Genomic DNA, 16,543 nt, shown 5'->3' on the forward strand with positions numbered 1-16,543 from the left:
TAATGACAAAAGAAGAACAATTCGCGCGGGAGCTGAAACAAAGCGACGCTGACCACCATAAGCCAACTGCCGGAGCGATGACTGGGCACGTCATTGCTAACCTGGCAATCCATGAGTTTAAGATTAATCAAGCGCGCCTATTTGCGGCGGGGCCGACAACTGTTTTCCTTGATCACTACGCCCTCAACTGGATTAGTTACGAGCAGCAAATCTTTAATGCACTTAGCCAGATGCTGGTTAATAATGAAGAATCGATTCCGACGACAACTGCCCAGTTTGCCCAGTTTACCATGCTGGAAGAGAACGGCGCTGATAAGTACCTGCCTGGTGATGACCAGCTCTTTAACTTGGTTAAGGATTTCGACACCCAAACGCTTTTTATCACCAAGGCAATCCAGCTGGCAACGAAAGAGCAGTGGCCGGAACTGGTTGACTTACTAACCGAACTACTCGCCTGGATCAAGCAGCAAATTTCACTGACCCAGCGCTTCTTAAATCATGATCTGCGCGAAGGATTATACAACGAAGAGGATGACGATGATTTCTAACACTAATGAGAAAAAACAGCTGTGCGTTCAGTTTGTTCCGCTGTTTAAGAATTTTACCCTGCAGGAACAAACACAGGTGGAAAAATTATTGCACCGCCGAAGATTAACTAGTGGGGAAGTCATTATCCGCCCCGGAGATAAGAACCAGCTGGTTATCATCGCGCAGGGGAAGGTTGAGTTCTACCAGTTAAATTCCGCTGGTCAGCGCCATGTCCTCCAAGTGCTTAATGCTGGCGATTATGTCGGTGAATCTTGGCTTTTCGGGAGTCAAAACGATAGTAACTATGTCGAGGCACTGACTGATTCGACCGTCTGTATACTTGAAAGTGGTGACTTCAACCACTTGCTGTGCAACCATACCGCAATGGCTTTGAAAATACTGCATGACCAGTCAGCAACAATTGCTAACCTGCGTCGGCAGACCCAGCTGCTGGCGGTAACCCCGTTTCGTTCCCGGCTGGTCAATTACTTGCTAGACTTGAGTCGCCGGCAGGGAAGCCAAGTGGTAGCTCTTCCGGCTAAGTTAAAAGACATTGCCTCCTACTTGGGAACAACTCCGGAGACACTCTCCCGTAATCTCACCAAGTTGCAAGATGAAGGAATTGTCAGTTACCATCAGCAGAAGATAACCATTAACCAGTTAGCCAAAATAGAAGGGAAAGATTAATCATGAAACAACTCACCTTTTCACCGGCTGCCAAGCAACGAGTACAAAGGTATCTAGACCCCACAAAGAAGATGATCCTTGACTTTGACGACGGGGTGGGGCCATTTTCGGCGATTGGCAATTGTGACATGGTTGCTAATTACCGCCTGCTATTCGTTGATAAGGGGATGGATACCCATGACCTTGATGAGCTGGTTAGTTCCAATCTTGGTGATATTTTTATCAAGAGCGAGTTATACGCCAATGCGCAATTTGAACCTAAAATGACCGTCCGTTTTGATCAAGCACACTGCGCCTTACCATTGGTGAGCCCGCTAAAGATTCTGACCCCTAATCTCGAATTAGTAACTGTCGATAGTACTTATCAGTCACCAGCGTATAGCGGAACACATGATTGCTAAGAAATGACAAGATCCATCCTGGAAAAGTCTTTACTAAGCGGTTCAAACTTGACGATATTGAAAAGGCCTATGAAGCAATGGATAAACGTGACGCTATCAAGTCACTGGTAATTGTCGACGACTCGCAAGACTAATTTAATATTGATAGACGGTGTGCCAAGATTCGCACACCGTTTTTATTTTGCCGAAATAAGTGACGAAAAGCATATTTAGACAATTTTATTTGTCCTCGCTTTCCTTAAATTTATTCCAATAATTCTTGTCTGGTTCAACAATAGGATCACCCGGAAGCATTTGCATGTCAATTAGCTTGTCACGGGCAATTGTATAATCTAGTGAGTCTTCCTTAGAATTTACTGCATCAAGTAATGCATTTAATTGCTCTTGAGAAATGATAGCAACATTGCGGTGGCTTGAACGTGCTACTAAGACGGTTTGATTGTTCTCACTAGCTTGGCCAAGGTAGTCCTTAATGTGTTTTCTTAAGTCGCTTTGTGTAATTACTAATGGCATAGAATCACATCCTTTATTGCTTATTGTACTTAGTCTTTGTATGATTTTGTAACGAATAACCGAAAAATACTTAAAGTAAATTATCGTTGAAAGTGTTCTGTTGGTATATTGATGATTTAATGACTAGAATTTCCTAAGAAAATATTATAGCGAAAACTGTTTAGGTTCTGAGTAAGTTAAAGCTGGAGGGCTGATTAATTAATTTTACTAAAGTAAAGAAAGGAGCTGTGCCACAACCCCGGTTAGGGCCTGTATGGCTAGCATAGGACGATCGTTAGCACGGAACGGGCTAGCGATTGTCCGTAGCTAGACACTAAGGCCCTGGGTTGGGTCACGCGATATCTCTGTAATATACAGAGAAAATCTTCCTATCTTCAGCAGGTAGGAAGATTTCTTATTAACTAACAGTAATGTATTGCTTTATTTAAAATTAATGATTAATCTCAAGAGTTATAACCAAAAAGAGGGCTAATAATTAAAATTATCAACCTGTCATTAAAATTATAGTTTTAATGCGACATAAAAAGGAAAGTCCCCCGAGGACCGCCAAATTCCGATAAATCTCGCTGTCCAAACTATCCAGTATTTTTCACTTAATTTAAGTTGTACACACATTAAATTGCACCGCCCAAAACATTTAGCTCCAATCAAATCAAAATAAAAATCAGTTGTTGACATTTTAGATGTTTGCAACTGATTTAATATAAATTAATAAACAATTTTAACTGATTGACCGGTTTCTAATGATTTTTGGCAAGCTAGAGCCAGTTGAACGGCACGCAAGCCATCGTTACCGCTAGCCATGACTGACTCATCATTAACAATACTGTTATGAAATGCGGTTAATTCACTTAAATATGCCTGCTGATAGCGGTCAATAAAGAAATATGGCATCTTATCAAGCTTAGAAGCGTCTTTTAAGTCTAATTCAACGGTCGAATTGCGGTCATTATCAGCCTTTGCCATTCCTTTATTACCGAAAACTTCAGCGCGCTGGTCATAGCCATATACTGCCTGACGACTATTATCAATCACACCTAAGGCACCATTGCTGAACTTAAGCGTCACAATTGCGGTATCAATATCACCAAGTTCGCCAATTTGCGGATTAACTAGCACGGCACCTTTTGCTGTTACTTCTTCAACTTCACTGTTAGATAAGTAGCGAATTAAATCAAGGTCATGAATCATCATATCAAAGAACAGTCCACCTGAGCGCTTAACATATTCCAGTGACGGTGGCTCCGGGTCACGTGATGAAATTTTGATAATCTGCGGTGTACCAAGCGAACCATCAGTAACGCATTGGTGAATCCGCCAAAAATTATGGTCAAAGCGACGGTTAAAACCAACTTGAAGCTTAACACCACACTCATCGACAATTGCAAGCAGACTTTTAATGCGCGCAACATCAGTATCAAGTGGCTTTTCACAAAAAATATCCTTACCAGCTCTTGCTGCGTCCTTAATAATCTGGGCATGAGTATCCGTAGCACTCGCAATTAGTACACAATCAACGTCATCTTTTTGCAGTAATTCATGATAATCGGCACTGTAGTACGGAAGATGATACTGGTCGACAACTGCCTGCAAATTTTCCTCGGTAGGATCCGCAATCCCAACAACTTGAAATTGGTCTGGCAGTATCATCAGGTTCTTTAAATGCATCTTTCCAATCCGACCGAGACCAATTACAGCAATTCTCAATTTTGCCACTGAAATCACTCCTTCAAAGTAAAAGCATGCGCGATAAACTTATACTTTAATATTAGGAACTATTCCTTGCTACCGTCAACAGGAGATCTGCCATTAAATCAAATTCGCATCCCCCCGAACATAATGCTAAAATATGATAGTATTTGAAACATTTAAGATGGGGAGTCTACTAATGGATTTTACATTTACGAAACACCGGCCACTTAAGCGATTGTACTTGAAATATACAATCGTTTTCATCTTTCTAGCGGCCTGTATATTTGGAACATACCTATTAACTGGTCATACCTTTATCTTGAGCAAGGATGCGTTAAACCAGCATCTGCCATTAATGGCAAACTACCGGGAAGCGCTGATCCACTTTTTCCACCATCCCGGCCAAATTAATTACTGGTCATGGAAGATGGGGTTGGGGACTGATACATTCCAAGTTTATTCCTACTACACGATCGGGGACGTATTTGCTTACCTTGCCCTACTCTTCCCTGCCGCTAAAATGACCCTCGCCTACCAGGTCATTAGTATGATCCGGCTGTATTGTGTTGGACTCTCCTTTGTTTACTTTGCCCAGCACTTCAAATTTCGGGACAACGTGATTATTGCGGGAGCAACCACATACATGGTTAATGCTTTCCTGCTCTACGCTGCGATTGCCCAGCCATTCTTTACGACCCCGTTCATTCTTTTCCCGTTAATCGTCGTTCAGATTGAACGAATACTCAAGGGCGGCAGTGCCTGGCCGTTGATGGGCGCCTTTACCTGGATGCTAATTAGTAACTACTACTTCGCCTTTGTTTTGGGTATCGGTGCCTTCATCTACCTAGTTTTACGCGTACTGACACACTACCGTCCCAAGTTAAACTACTTGAAGACGCTTGGTAAATTAGCATTTGCCACCGTCTCAAGTATCTTGGTCTCTGCAATCATGCTGATACCAGAACTAATTGCGGTGACTAATTCTACCCGGACTGGGTCTGAATTTGCTAATGGCTTAAAAGTATACCCGCTTTACTACTACCTATTTCTCCCCAAACAGCTCATTAACGGTGGACAGTGGTACTTTATGTACTGGACCGCTTTAGGGATAGTTTCAATCGGTTTCTTAGCCCTCGTCTATATATACAGCCGGCCAAAGAAGTATCCGTTAATGACCATTTCGCTTGCAATGTCATTGGTCATGCTCCTGATTCCCGCTGTTGGTGCCTTCTTCAACGGCATGATGTCAGCCTCTAACCGGTGGACGCTTCTTATCTATCTGCCACTTTCGCTGGCCGTTTGTATCCTTGTCGAAGAAGCACCTCAATTAACCCGCCATGACCTCTGGATCCTCAATTGGGCAACAATCGTCTACCTGGTGGTACTAATTGCTACGTACTACTTTGACGATAGCGACGACATGTTCATGCCCGTCCTCTTCCTAATTGTTTCACTAATGGCACTATGGATGGTCAACTTACACCATACCCGTTTCCCTGATCGCTGGTTATTGGCAATTATTGTCCTTAACGCTGGCTTCAACGCGGTTTACTCTGCCTTTCCATTTAAGGGTGATTTTACCGCCAATATGCTGAGTCGCGGCGAATACCAAGCAATCACTGCTAATCGTTATGGGGGCCTCGACCAGGGACTAACAGGGAAGCCATTTTACCGGGTTTCAACAATTAGCCAGAACCAGATTATTAACGACAATACTAATGCCGACGAACTGGGCCCTAACTTGGATAACGACCTTACCTCAGGACTCAACAGTATTGATTCCTATTATTCATTACAAAACAAATATCTTGGTCAGTTTAATACTGCTCTACAAAACAACCAGTACCAGGCCAATATTCCTATTCGTCAGGCCGACGACCGCAGCGTAATGAATAATTTCTTTGGGGTTAAGTACCTCTTTGTTCAAAGCAACGGCAAGAACGCAACTAAGATCCCGGCTGGCTACTTCATGAATAAGGTAACCCCACCAGTAATCAATTATGATGTTGGGCAGCCAAGTCCACGAACGGTTCAAAAGGGAAAGAAACCACTGGTACCTACCCAAACCATCCGTTACCGGAGTGGACAATCCTTCCCACTGATGTACTGGCAGGGTGATTACATTAGCCACCAGCGCTACAATAAGCTTTCACCAACCGAAAAGGAACGGGCCTTAGCATCCGGGGTGGTCGTAAATGGTTCAACTAAGGGGATGCGTCCTGCTAACCTTCATAACCATGTTTCGACAATTAAGAATGTCCTAATGTCTAACCGCCTGAATAAGGTTAACCCCCACCACCTGAAGTACACCGATACCGATGAAAAATACCAGTTGCAATTCCCTGAATTGGAAAAGAAGAGTGTTGCTAACCGCTACCGGCAAGCCGAGCTCCACATCGAGTTTTCAAAGATTAAGTACACGCCATTTAGTATGAAGGAGCAAATTAAGTATGATAAACAGCACCTGCAAGAAATGGCATTAAACCCTGGCAGTGTCATTAACCAGCGCTTTAACACGTATAAGTATTGGCGCTCCCATGTCTTGAATGGTTCACCAGACATCAGTTTCAAACTCAACTTTACCAGTAAGTTTGGGGATGCTAGCGTTATCCAAGCTAAGCAAAACGTCCTGTCGCTGTTTAAGAAGGTTAATAACACAACACTGAATATTGGCTATTACAAGAATGGCCTACCAACGACCCTTACCTTCCAGCCTTCCAAACTGGGAACTTACCAGTTGGACTACAAGGTGGTTGCTGAAAAACTAGATAGTCACTATGATCAACAGGTTAAGGAGGTTCAATCTCACGGCTTAACCAACCTTAAATTTGGTCAAAACCAATTTAGTGGTCGAATTACAACGCCGCGTCCCGGTGTCTTGACGTCTTCCATCCCCTACTCGACCGGTTGGCAAGTTAAAGTAGATGGCAAGGCTGCCAAGACAGTCCGGACAAACCAGGCCTTCTTAGGTGTATGGTTACCACGTGGTCGGCACCAAGTTAAATTCACTTACCAAACACCTGGCCTTGCCACTGGTGCAAAGGTCAGCTTCATTGGTTTAGCATGGCTTATCGTTTCGGCTGTAATTACCGTTGTATGGCGCCAGCGAAAAGCAGAATAGGTTGCTAGTTGAGTTTCCTAGGTTATTCTTAATATTAGGAAAAATAAAAAGATCGAGAAGGAAAAATTTCTTCCCGATCTTTTTTTGTTGTAATATCAAACTTAAGCCAAGTGACGACGAAGATACTTAGCCAATAACGATAAGGAGTAGCAAACGATAAAGTATAGTACCGCTAACGCTACAAACATTGGAATGATGTAGTTGGTATTTTGACCGTAGATGATTTGAGCATGGTACATCAATTCCGGCAGGACGATGATTGTTGCCAGTGATGTATCCTTAACCAGTGAAATAAACTGACTAACTAATGCTGGCATCATGTTCCGAATAGCCTGTGGTAAGACGATGATCCGTAAAGCCTGCCAACGAGTTAAACCGTTTGCAAGTGCCCCTTCTGTCTGACCATAATCAATGGAGTTAATCCCGGACCGAACAATTTCTGCGACCATTGATGATTCAAAGATTGACATTGCCATGATAGCGGCCGGAATAATTTCCGGCTTAATACCAATATTTGGTAAACCGAAGTAAGTAAAGAAGATAATCAGCAGCAACGGCAGGTTCCGAATAATGTCAATCACAAAGCCGACAATCGCTGATAGGTACTTAATCTTTTCGTAACGAATAATTCCCAAGATTGTTCCCAAAATAAAGCTGATCACAATTGAAGCAACTGAGATTTCAATCGTCACCCACAAGCCTTGGAGGAGGAAGCGGATGTTGATCCATGAGTAAGCATCAATAAATTTTTGCATCTAACCCACCCCCTAAGCTAATTTTTTTCTAAGTACCGCATGTAGTAACTAAGCGGTAAGGTGATAATTAAGTAAAGGACACCAACAATAAAGTAAGTTGGCATCGTTTCAAGCGTATCGTTAGCAATCAGATTTCCCTGGTACATTAGGTCAAAGCCAGCCACAAAGGCGAGGACTGAGGAGTTCTTCACCAGGTTAATAAACTGGTTGCCGAGTGGTGGAATAACAACCTTAAAGGCTTGGGGCAAAATGATGTACCGCATTGCTTGACTGTAGGTCATCCCATTGGCCAGAGCCCCCTCGAGCTGACCACCTTCGACTGAATTAATTCCGGCACGAACTGTTTCAGCAATAAAGGAAGAAGTATAAAGAGTTAGCCCGATCGTCCCGGCAGTAAAACCATTAATCTTTGCAATGTACATTGGAACAATCAGGAAAAAGCCCATTGCGATTACTAGCAGGGGGATGTTCCGGAATACTTCAACGTACACATTACCAATGATCCGGACTACCCGGTGACTGGAAATTTCTAGTAATGCAAAGAAAGTACCAATAATCAAGCTACCAATAAGGGCAATCACACTACAAAAGATGGTATTCCAGAGACCCATCAGTAATGGTTGCCACTGACTTGTAATTAAATTAATCATTAGCGTTTCATCTCCTGGTAATTAAATCCTTTGACGTGACCAAACCACTTAAGCAGAAGCCGGTTATACGTCCCGTTCTTTTCAAGCCGTTCGAGGGCCCAGTTTAACTTGTTGCGGAAGCGGGCCTGGTTTTTATTAACCGCAATCCCGTAAGGTTCCTTAGTAAAGTTGCCACCGATAACCTCATAATTAGGATTTTCTGCTGCCATCCCATAAAGGATCCCATTATCAGTTGTCAATGCATCCCCTTGCTTGGACTTCAATGCCGTCATTGCTTGAGCATAATCAGACAATTGGAGGACGCGCGCCTTGGGAGCATACTTAGCAACATTTTTAACGGAATTAGAACCAGATACCCCCAGGATTACTTCACCAGGTTTGTTAAGATCCTTGATGCTCTTGATTGGACTTCCCTTTTTAACCAGGAGTGACTGACCAGCATCAAAGTACGAGTGAGTAAAATCAACCTGTTTTTCCCGTTCCGGAGTAATTGTCATTGTTGCCATAATTGCATCAATGTTACCGTTCTTTAAGAGTGGAACCCGGGTACCACTAGTAACGGGGACAAAGGTACACTTACCATTAGGACCGAGGATCTCCTTTGTCATTGCCTTAGCTAGGTCAATTTCAAATCCTTCGAGCCGGCCGGTTTTAATGTCTTCCAGACCGAATAAGCGGGTATCAGCCTTAACCCCCCAGGTAATCCGGTTGGCTTTTTGGTCAGCAGTTAAGACATCTTGCTGCGCAACTGACTTACCAGCACAAGCAGTAAGGCTAACAAGCATGAGGGCAGCTAAGCACCCCACACCTAGTAAATGCCATAATTTTCGCATTGTGATCACACCTTCTCCCGTATTATAAGTGACCACTAATTTTACTCATGAATTCACGAGCACGGTCGGAAGAAGGTTGGTCACCAAAGAACTTTTCGGTTGAATCATCTTCGAGGATCTGACCGTCAGCCATGAAGATAACCCGGTCAGCAACTGCCCGTGCAAAGCCCATTTCGTGGGTAACCACGAGCATCGTCATGTTGGAATTCTTCGCAATGTCTTTCATAACATCCAAAACATCATCAATCATTTCTGGATCAAGGGCACTAGTCGGCTCATCAAAGAGTAAGCACTTTGGCTTCATCGCTAGACTACGAGCAATTGCGATCCGTTGCTTCTGACCACCAGATAGCTGACTCGGCATGTTCTCTGCCTTATTAGCGAGGCCAACCTTTTCCAGTAGCTGCATGGCTAATTCACGGTTTTCATCTTCTGGCCGTTTCAAAACCACCCGTGGTGCAAGCATAATGTTCTCAAGGACCGACTTGTTGTTGTATAAGTTGAAGTGCTGGAAAACCATCCCAACATCACGACGAAGCTTATTAATGTTGGTCCCTTTATCTGACAGGTCGTAATTGTTAACAATCAACTTTCCTGATTGGATCGGGTCCAGCCCATTAATCGTCCGAATCAGGGTACTCTTCCCTGAACCTGATGGTCCAATCAAAACCACCGTTTCACCGGCGTCAACATTTAAATTAATATTTTTCAACATTATGGAATTCAATCATAGACATTCTCTTTCCCCTCATCCCTATATAAATTGTGTTATTTCGCACACAATAAATTATTATAGGACTTGTTATTTGAGCGGTAAAGGGCTGAACGATTAAGATTGTGAATTCTGTTGCTTACGTTGTTTGTGGAGCGCTGCTGTATGTTCAGAAAGGAAGAAGCCACTCCATTTCATCTTTCCTCGATCATGGTAATAATAGCGAAAAAATTCACTAGCTACCTTATCTGCCGTCTGGTCATCATAAAAGCGCACTTTAATTAACCTCCATTCGAAAGATCTGTCGCTCCTGGCGGGAAAAGCCACGATATGTAAAGGTAAATTGATAGCTTTCCCGAATAATTTTTAAGATTGCGATGAGCTGACTAAAGCTTGCATCAACTAAGCGGGCAATTGGGATTGAACGGGTATACTCACCAGGTCGTTGGCGGTAAAAGAAAAGGTTGTAGCCGTTAATCGGCAAAAAGGCCACGATTGAAATCCAATAACGATAATGGTATTGACTTACAAAAGCCTGGTCAATCCGGTCCACAATTAATTGTCCTTCCCGCTTACTATTCCAAACTGTTGCCACCGCTGTGACCTCCCACTAAGTTGCTTCGGGCAATAAAAGTTCCGCCACGTTTAAGACTGCTTGCCCGCATAATCGCGGTTTTGCCATACCGTTGCCGAATCTCATCCATTGTATCCTCAAGTTTGACTAGGTTAAGACGTGGTGAATCAAAGAAACTTAACTGCTCGCCAAAGCGGTTGGCCAGCCGCGTGCATGAGACTCCTACATGGCGGATTGCGGCTTGCCCGTCCCAGTATTTCTCAAATAAATAGATTAGCTGGGCGTTAATTAAGTTTGTGTCCGCCGTCGAAAAGGGGAGCTTTAAGGAGTGGGCAAAGCCGGACCGGCCATTAATGTCCACTACCCCCATCGAGTAACCGACATAGAGGTAAACACCACCCGCCTGCTTATTATGCGCCCGTAGCCGTGCAGCCACCTGAGCGCAAATTTCACGAATTACTACTTCAATTTCTTCTTTTTGCGCGTAATCCCGGGGCAAGACCTGTGAATTACCGAGACTTTTATCATTGCGAAGAACCGTCTCCTTTAGACTAGTACGGTCAATCCCCCACGCGGTCGCATATAATTGGGTACCGATTATGCCAAGCTGCGCCTTTAGCTGAAAGGGGTCACAGTGAGCTAATTGGTACATATTATGAATTCCAAGCCGGGCCAAGCGGCGGGCTGTCCGGGTATTGATTCCCCAAACGTCAGTAATATTGGGGATGGACCAGATCCGCTGACGGACAGTTTGGTTGGTAATGACCCCAATAAACTCACGATTATGCTTTGAATAAACGTCTAACGCAATTTTGGCTTGCAGGGGATTATTCCCCAAGCCAACCGTTGTAATTAATCCTAAGCGTTCCTTAACTGTTCGCTGAATTTGACGAATAACCTGGAGAATGTTATTACCAAAGAGTCGCCATGAATGCGTAATATCTAAGATCGACTCATCGATCGAATACGGCAGCAGGTCTTCATCTGCGGCGAATTCGTTAAAGATTTTATTAACTGCCAGGTTCTTTTCAATGTATAGGTTCATCCGGGGCGGCACAATAAATAAACGGTCATCATGCGGAAGGTCACGGGCACGGTTCACATTTGAGACATGATACCGCTGCTTTGCGGCCGGGGATGAGGCAAGAATTAAGCCACCACCAGTATTAGCTGCCTCAGACATGACTACTAACGGAGTCGTTAAGGGGTCAAGTCCCCGTTCACTGCATTCCACGGTAGCATAAAAGGATTTGTTATCAATTAATAGGAATACTCCCGCTGGTTCATGAGAATAATCCATATTGTCCACCCACCTATCGAACGTTTGTTTGTATAATCAAATATTAGCATATAGAACATGTGTTCGTAAAGGGTGAACTTGATAAAATTCCCCGATAATTCAAAGTAATATGTTAAGTTTATAGTTAGTTTACATAATTTAAGTATTGTGAAGGAGAAAATAAGTTGGTAAATCAAGATTTAAAATTTATTAGTAAAAAGATGTCTTACGCTCTGCGTCACAATCCAGATAAGTACGGCATTCAACTTGACGAATATGGCTACACCGATTTGCCGACCTTTATTAAGGCATTAAATCGCGTTCATCATTTCCACCCTGCATTGACTAAGGCAAAAATTGAGGAAGTAATGGTCAATGCCGACAAGCAGCGATTTGAGATTAAAAGCAATCGGATTTGTGCCCTCTACGGTCATTCGATCCCTGGAATTATCAAGCATCAGCCAGCAACCCCACCAGCCGTTCTTTATCACGGTACTGCCCGCCGTTTCATCCCTAGTATTGAAAAGCTGGGATTACTACCAATGCAGCGACAATTTGTCCACCTGTCAACTGATCTCCAAACCGCCTACCAAGTCGGCAGTCGTCACGATGCTAAGCCAGTAATTTTACAGATTGACGCCGCCGCTGCTCACCAAGCAGGTATCCAATTCTACGTTGGCAATGACCAAGTATGGCTTTGTGATGAACTCCCAGCGCGGTTTTTCAAAATTCTTAAGAAAAATTAGCAAAAGGGCTTTACGAATTACGAAATGATTGGTATCATAATAAACGTTCGCTAATGAGCAAAGCACTTTCGGGAAATAGCTCAGCTTGGTAGAGCACCTGGTTTGGGACCAGGGGGTCGCAGGTTCGAATCCTGTTTTCCCGATTACTAAAAGCGGCTGAGAATTAACTCAGCCGCTTTTCTTATTTTAAAGATATTTATGTTGCGTCGCGATAACCCTTCTGCCCCAACGTTAGTCCTAATTTACCCAACCGGAAATCCAATAAGTTTTCCGGGTTTTAAAAAGGGTTGAACAACTAGGTGACCCACCCGGTCGTTCGACCTATTCATTTGCCATAATTAACGGCTCATACACTTTCTCAAACCATTGATGGGCTTTCGTCAGGTCCACCTGTCCATCGTGCTCCCAGTTTACCGGTACAATTAAATTGTCGCTAACTATAAATAGTCGCTGCCGTCCTTTTACCGGGAAAGGTTCGACATGGTAAGACTGACCTGTTTTGTACGGCGAAAAGCGCCAGCCAAAACTACCATCTGGGAACTGATAAATTTCTTCAAGGTTCATCACACATAAAGCATAACCAGCAAGAAATCCCGGTGTCTTTTTCGCGCTTGCACAGATTAAAAGGGGTCCCCGGTACTTTGTTTGCCAGGTACGGTACTCGACAAGTTTATCGCCCCATGCTACCGCAGCTGCATTTTCCGGATGTAACGATAATGCCTTCATCCTACCGTTCCTCTGGGTGCGTCTTCTTTACCAGCTGCATGATTAAATAATCACGGGCATCATTAACTGACATCCGAACGCCATTAATCGTAATTGGTCCTTCTTCAAGTTTCTCCGGATTAATTTTCCCAGTAATAACCTTGTCTTCTAGTTCTGGCGTTTGCTTATAATAACGATCCAGCAATTCAGCAGTCGAGAGCTGACGCAATACTTCAGCATACGCTCTATCTTTCTCAATACTCATCTTTTTACCCCTTTTCTTATAACATTCTTATTGTACACTTTTTGGGGATATTCGTCTTATAATATACACCTTATAATATACATTAGTGATTTTAGGAGTGTGAAAAAATGGAAGCAGATAAGTACTTACCGCTAATTCAGGAGGAACTTGCTAAATTACCAGACTATGTTAATGAGTACTACCTCGGAACTAACCATGCGGTAACCACTACCTACCAATACCTAACTGAGATTCGGCGCTTTTTTGACTGGCTACGAGTAAGTGGCTTAACTGATGCAAAAGATAATGCTGATATTACAACTAAGACACTGGAAAAGTTGCGACGAAATGACATTATGCTATACATCGACCACTTACAGCACACCAAAAATGCCCAAGGGCACTTAAACTCCCCCACTTCGATCAACCGGTCAATCAACGCGCTCCGTTCCCTCTTCAAATTTCTTACTGTTACTGCCGACATTAACGATGGTGAGCCATACTTCTACCGTAACGTCATGGCCAAAATCGACTCACTTAATGATACCAAAACCTTAAATTACCGAGCGCACACGCTCGCCTCGCATATGTACCGCGGTCAGATGAAGTTTGACTTTATCGATTTTATTGAAAATGGCTACCCTAAAAAGTGCGATAAGCGGGCCTTGCCAGCCTATAAGGTAAATAAAGAGCGAGATATCGCGATTATCGCACTAATTCTAGGGACCGGTGTCCGGGTCTCCGAAGCAGCAAACGTCGATTTGGCAGACTTAAATGTTAAGCAGCGGCTCCTTGACGTGGTTCGGAAAGGTGGGCAAAAGGATTCTGTCCCAATCGCCCCCTGGTCAATCGAATATCTTCAAAACTACCTAACCATTCGTGCCCAACGTTACCACGCCTTAAAAAAAGATACCGCCTGTTTTTTAACGGTATACCATGGTGAAACCCGTCGAATGACTGCTAATGCCATTGAACGGATGGTCAAAAAGTATTCAACCGCGTTTGGCCACCCCCTCACACCACATAAGTTGCGGCACACCCTAGCTTCCGAAATGTATGAAGTAACTAAGGACCAGGTGCTGGTTGCCCAGCAGCTTGGTCAAAAGGGAACATCTGCCACCGACCTTTATACCCACGTTGACCAGCGAAAGCAGCGTGATGCCTTAGATGAAATTAGCGACCAGAATACAGAAAAGTAGCTTAAATCAATAGTAAGAAAGTTCAAAGCCACAACAAGCTTTGAACTTTTTCTTACTCCTATTGTATAATTCTACTTAATCGGGGCAAATAACTAGAAGGGGAGTTGTTAACAACATGTTATATGATGCAGCACTTGTTTTAGAAGGTGGCGCCTTTCGTGGTCAATAAACCGCTGGAATTGTCTATACCTTCCTTGCCCACCATATTGAATTCAAAAGTGTGATTGGCGTTTCTGCTGGTTCACTAAACGGGGTTAACTTTGTTTCTAAGCAATATGGACGGGCTGCCAATATCAATATTAACCACCGCCATGACCGGCACTACATTTCAATGACCCGGGTATTTAAAAAGGAAATTATTAACCTTGACTACCTCTTTGAAGACCATGGCTACTCTTGGCAAAACTTTAATGAAACGGCCTATAAACGGTCAGCTTCACACTTCACAGCAGTAGCCACCTCACTTCAGAGTGGCAAAGTAGCATTGTTTACCGATCCAACCGGGGATGAACTAACCCAGGCACTCAAGGCTTCATCTTCAATGCCATTCCTCTCTAACCCGCAAGAAACCAGCCAGGGGCCATGTCTTGACGGTGGAATTGCTGATTCAATTCCTTACGATATTGCACGGCAACAAGGATACGACAAAATCGTGGTAGTCCGGACCCGGGACGTTAAATACCGGAAGAAGCCTTCCAGTCGGGCCGTCAAAGAGCTTTACCACCGGGTATACAAGGATTACCCAGCCTTTGCAGAAGCCGGAATTAACCGGCCACTAGTGTATAACAAACAAGTTGCTGAAATTAACCGGTTAGCCAATGAGGGTAAAATTTATGATATTGCACCAAAAAAGCCGGTGAAGATTAAGCGAGTTGAAGGAAACGTCAAGAAAATTCGTAAACTTTATGAACGGGGTAAAAAGGAAGGCGAAGAGTACCTGCCAGGAATGCTTCGTTATTTGGAAAAGTGATCAGAATCGATATTATGTAAACTATAAGATTAATAAAAAGTTCGCCGGATCTTTTTACCGGCGAACTTTTTTATTTAGCGTTCATGATAATTAGCAGTTACCTCTGTCCAAGTATTTGCTGTCCCGCTCCGCAGCTGGTCAAGAGCGTGGAGGACAAAATTCATGTCATCTAACTCGGCTGGTAAAACATCCGCAACCTTAAGCTTTGCCAAGTTTTCTTTTGCTTCCGCTAATTCTTCACGGTTAGCGTCATCGGTATTAACAAGGTTATCAATCTCGGTGCTGTGATCATACGTCCCTGCTTCAATGTCTTGCACTACCTGCTTTTTTAGTTCTGCATGATAATCAGCAAGTTTACTCTTTTCTACCTTAATCTTCTTTTTTAGTGTCTCCATTCGCCGCTTATTCTTACGGTAGTCCTTGCCAAGCTTGACAATTCCCCAAACAACCGCAACGATCAGCACACCTTCACCAATGTATCCGCCAATTTTGCCAATAAATAGCCAGCAGAGCAGTACGCCAATAACCGCCAAAACGAGGATATACCGATACCACCGGTCGAAGTGGAAGAATAATTCCTTGCGTTCATCCAATTCGTCTTTACTTTCTGCAATGATTGACCGCGATGCTTTGATCCGCGCATTCTTTTGTGCCAACCGATGATTTTTAATAATTTCTTCGGCAACTTCGCCCGCTTCAAAGTCATGGTCCGCCTTGGCCTCTGACTGTTGACTCTGATAATCCGCTAAAGCAGACTGATAATTGTAAACCTTAGTAAGGTAGTCCGTCAGTTGCTCCCGATTTAAGTTAACTAAGTCCTTGGTTTCCATCTTATTTCCCCCAGCAATTTTATATCTGGCAGATTGTAAAATTTAAGTTGAACATATTAGTGGACAAAAAACCCATAAAGGTCTTTAATGGTGTCACCACAACA

19 protein-coding genes, 1 tRNA gene and 1 pseudogene are annotated in these 16,543 nt (G+C 43.5%); 9 read left to right on the forward strand and 12 right to left on the reverse strand.

Annotation, left to right across the window (positions count from 1 at the left end; genetic code table 11):
* The first annotated feature begins 2 nt into the window (after positions 1-2).
* The 4 genes from QOS07_RS06225 to QOS07_RS06240 are packed head-to-tail and all read left to right on the forward strand — an operon-like array spanning position 3 to position 1,750.
* Complete coding sequence (locus QOS07_RS06225; protein ID WP_283588112.1) at positions 3-548, forward strand: ferritin family protein; 546 nt, start codon at positions 3-5, stop codon at positions 546-548.
* On the forward strand, positions 538-1,215 hold the full coding sequence (locus QOS07_RS06230) for a Crp/Fnr family transcriptional regulator (protein ID WP_283588113.1): 678 nt from the start codon (positions 538-540) through the stop codon (positions 1,213-1,215). Before QOS07_RS06225 ends, QOS07_RS06230 begins: the two co-directional genes overlap by 11 nt.
* Before the next feature lie 2 nt (positions 1,216-1,217).
* Positions 1,218-1,616, forward strand: a complete 399-nt coding sequence (locus QOS07_RS06235; RefSeq protein ID WP_283588114.1) for an iron-sulfur cluster biosynthesis family protein — start codon at positions 1,218-1,220, stop codon at positions 1,614-1,616.
* Positions 1,610-1,750: a hypothetical protein gene (locus QOS07_RS06240; protein ID WP_456298958.1), complete on the forward strand. Its 141-nt coding sequence runs from the start codon at positions 1,610-1,612 to the stop codon at positions 1,748-1,750. Before QOS07_RS06235 ends, QOS07_RS06240 begins: the two co-directional genes overlap by 7 nt.
* An 85-nt stretch (positions 1,751-1,835) precedes the next feature.
* On the opposite strand, the gene QOS07_RS06245 is transcribed toward QOS07_RS06240, so the two are convergent.
* Together QOS07_RS06245 and iolG are read right to left on the reverse strand one after the other, a co-directional pair.
* Positions 1,836-2,129 (reverse strand): type II toxin-antitoxin system Phd/YefM family antitoxin, encoded by a 294-nt coding sequence (locus QOS07_RS06245; protein WP_283588115.1) that lies wholly within the window; start codon positions 2,127-2,129, stop codon positions 1,836-1,838.
* Positions 2,130-2,837: 708 nt separating this feature from the next.
* Positions 2,838-3,845 (reverse strand): inositol 2-dehydrogenase, encoded by a 1,008-nt coding sequence (iolG, locus tag QOS07_RS06250; protein WP_283588116.1) that lies wholly within the window; start codon positions 3,843-3,845, stop codon positions 2,838-2,840.
* Between the two features lie 172 nt (positions 3,846-4,017).
* Here iolG and QOS07_RS06255 point away from each other — a divergent pair, with 172 nt between their 5' ends.
* Entirely contained in the window at positions 4,018-6,942 is a 2,925-nt protein-coding gene (locus tag QOS07_RS06255; protein ID WP_283588117.1) for a YfhO family protein, read from the forward strand.
* A gap of 101 nt (positions 6,943-7,043) precedes the next feature.
* Here QOS07_RS06255 and QOS07_RS06260 read toward each other — a convergent pair whose 3' ends face one another.
* The 7 genes from QOS07_RS06260 to QOS07_RS06290 form a co-directional block, all read right to left on the reverse strand.
* Positions 7,044-7,697, reverse strand: coding sequence for an amino acid ABC transporter permease (locus QOS07_RS06260; protein WP_283588118.1), 654 nt, complete (start codon positions 7,695-7,697; stop codon positions 7,044-7,046).
* 17 nt (positions 7,698-7,714) lie between these two features.
* Positions 7,715-8,347, reverse strand: coding sequence for an amino acid ABC transporter permease (locus QOS07_RS06265; RefSeq protein ID WP_283588119.1), 633 nt, complete (start codon positions 8,345-8,347; stop codon positions 7,715-7,717).
* Positions 8,347-9,180, reverse strand: a complete 834-nt coding sequence (locus QOS07_RS06270) for a transporter substrate-binding domain-containing protein (protein WP_283588120.1) — start codon at positions 9,178-9,180, stop codon at positions 8,347-8,349. Before QOS07_RS06270 ends, QOS07_RS06265 begins: the two co-directional genes overlap by 1 nt.
* Before the next feature lie 22 nt (positions 9,181-9,202).
* Positions 9,203-9,895, reverse strand: a complete 693-nt coding sequence (locus QOS07_RS06275; protein ID WP_408613337.1) for an amino acid ABC transporter ATP-binding protein — start codon at positions 9,893-9,895, stop codon at positions 9,203-9,205.
* 114 nt (positions 9,896-10,009) lie between these two features.
* Positions 10,010-10,168, reverse strand: coding sequence for a hypothetical protein (locus QOS07_RS06280; RefSeq protein ID WP_283588128.1), 159 nt, complete (start codon positions 10,166-10,168; stop codon positions 10,010-10,012).
* A 1-nt stretch (position 10,169) separates the two neighbouring features.
* The gene (locus tag QOS07_RS06285) at positions 10,170-10,487 is read right to left on the reverse strand and encodes a hypothetical protein (protein WP_283588121.1); all 318 of its coding nucleotides are present in this window, start codon (positions 10,485-10,487) and stop codon (positions 10,170-10,172) included.
* On the reverse strand, positions 10,468-11,766 hold the full coding sequence (locus tag QOS07_RS06290; protein ID WP_283588122.1) for a Y-family DNA polymerase: 1,299 nt from the start codon (positions 11,764-11,766) through the stop codon (positions 10,468-10,470). Before QOS07_RS06290 ends, QOS07_RS06285 begins: the two co-directional genes overlap by 20 nt.
* 164 nt (positions 11,767-11,930) lie before the next feature.
* Here QOS07_RS06290 and QOS07_RS06295 point away from each other — a divergent pair, with 164 nt between their 5' ends.
* Entirely contained in the window at positions 11,931-12,491 is a 561-nt protein-coding gene (locus QOS07_RS06295) for an RNA 2'-phosphotransferase (RefSeq protein ID WP_283588123.1), read from the forward strand.
* A gap of 69 nt (positions 12,492-12,560) precedes the next feature.
* Positions 12,561-12,634, forward strand: a tRNA-Pro gene (locus QOS07_RS06300).
* A 178-nt stretch (positions 12,635-12,812) separates the two neighbouring features.
* Here QOS07_RS06300 and QOS07_RS06305 read toward each other — a convergent pair.
* The gene (locus tag QOS07_RS06305; RefSeq protein ID WP_283588124.1) at positions 12,813-13,217 is read right to left on the reverse strand and encodes an ASCH domain-containing protein; all 405 of its coding nucleotides are present in this window, start codon (positions 13,215-13,217) and stop codon (positions 12,813-12,815) included.
* A 1-nt stretch (position 13,218) separates the two neighbouring features.
* Positions 13,219-13,461 carry a hypothetical protein gene (locus tag QOS07_RS06310; RefSeq protein WP_283588125.1) on the reverse strand — a complete coding sequence of 81 codons (243 nt, stop codon included), beginning with the start codon at positions 13,459-13,461 and terminating at the stop codon, positions 13,219-13,221.
* A gap of 107 nt (positions 13,462-13,568) precedes the next feature.
* Here QOS07_RS06310 and xerS point away from each other — a divergent pair, with 107 nt between their 5' ends.
* The gene (xerS, locus tag QOS07_RS06315; RefSeq protein WP_283588126.1) at positions 13,569-14,639 is read left to right on the forward strand and encodes a tyrosine recombinase XerS; all 1,071 of its coding nucleotides are present in this window, start codon (positions 13,569-13,571) and stop codon (positions 14,637-14,639) included.
* Positions 14,640-14,754: 115 nt separating this feature from the next.
* A pseudogene (locus tag QOS07_RS06320) lies at positions 14,755-15,609 on the forward strand (patatin-like phospholipase family protein).
* A gap of 74 nt (positions 15,610-15,683) precedes the next feature.
* Here QOS07_RS06320 and QOS07_RS06325 read toward each other — a convergent pair.
* On the reverse strand, positions 15,684-16,439 hold the full coding sequence (locus QOS07_RS06325) for a hypothetical protein (protein WP_283588127.1): 756 nt from the start codon (positions 16,437-16,439) through the stop codon (positions 15,684-15,686).
* Positions 16,440-16,543 lie beyond the last annotated feature (104 nt).

The organism is Limosilactobacillus viscerum (genome assembly GCF_947387525.1).
In the GTDB taxonomy this organism is placed as follows: Bacteria; Bacillota; Bacilli; order Lactobacillales; family Lactobacillaceae; genus Limosilactobacillus; species Limosilactobacillus viscerum.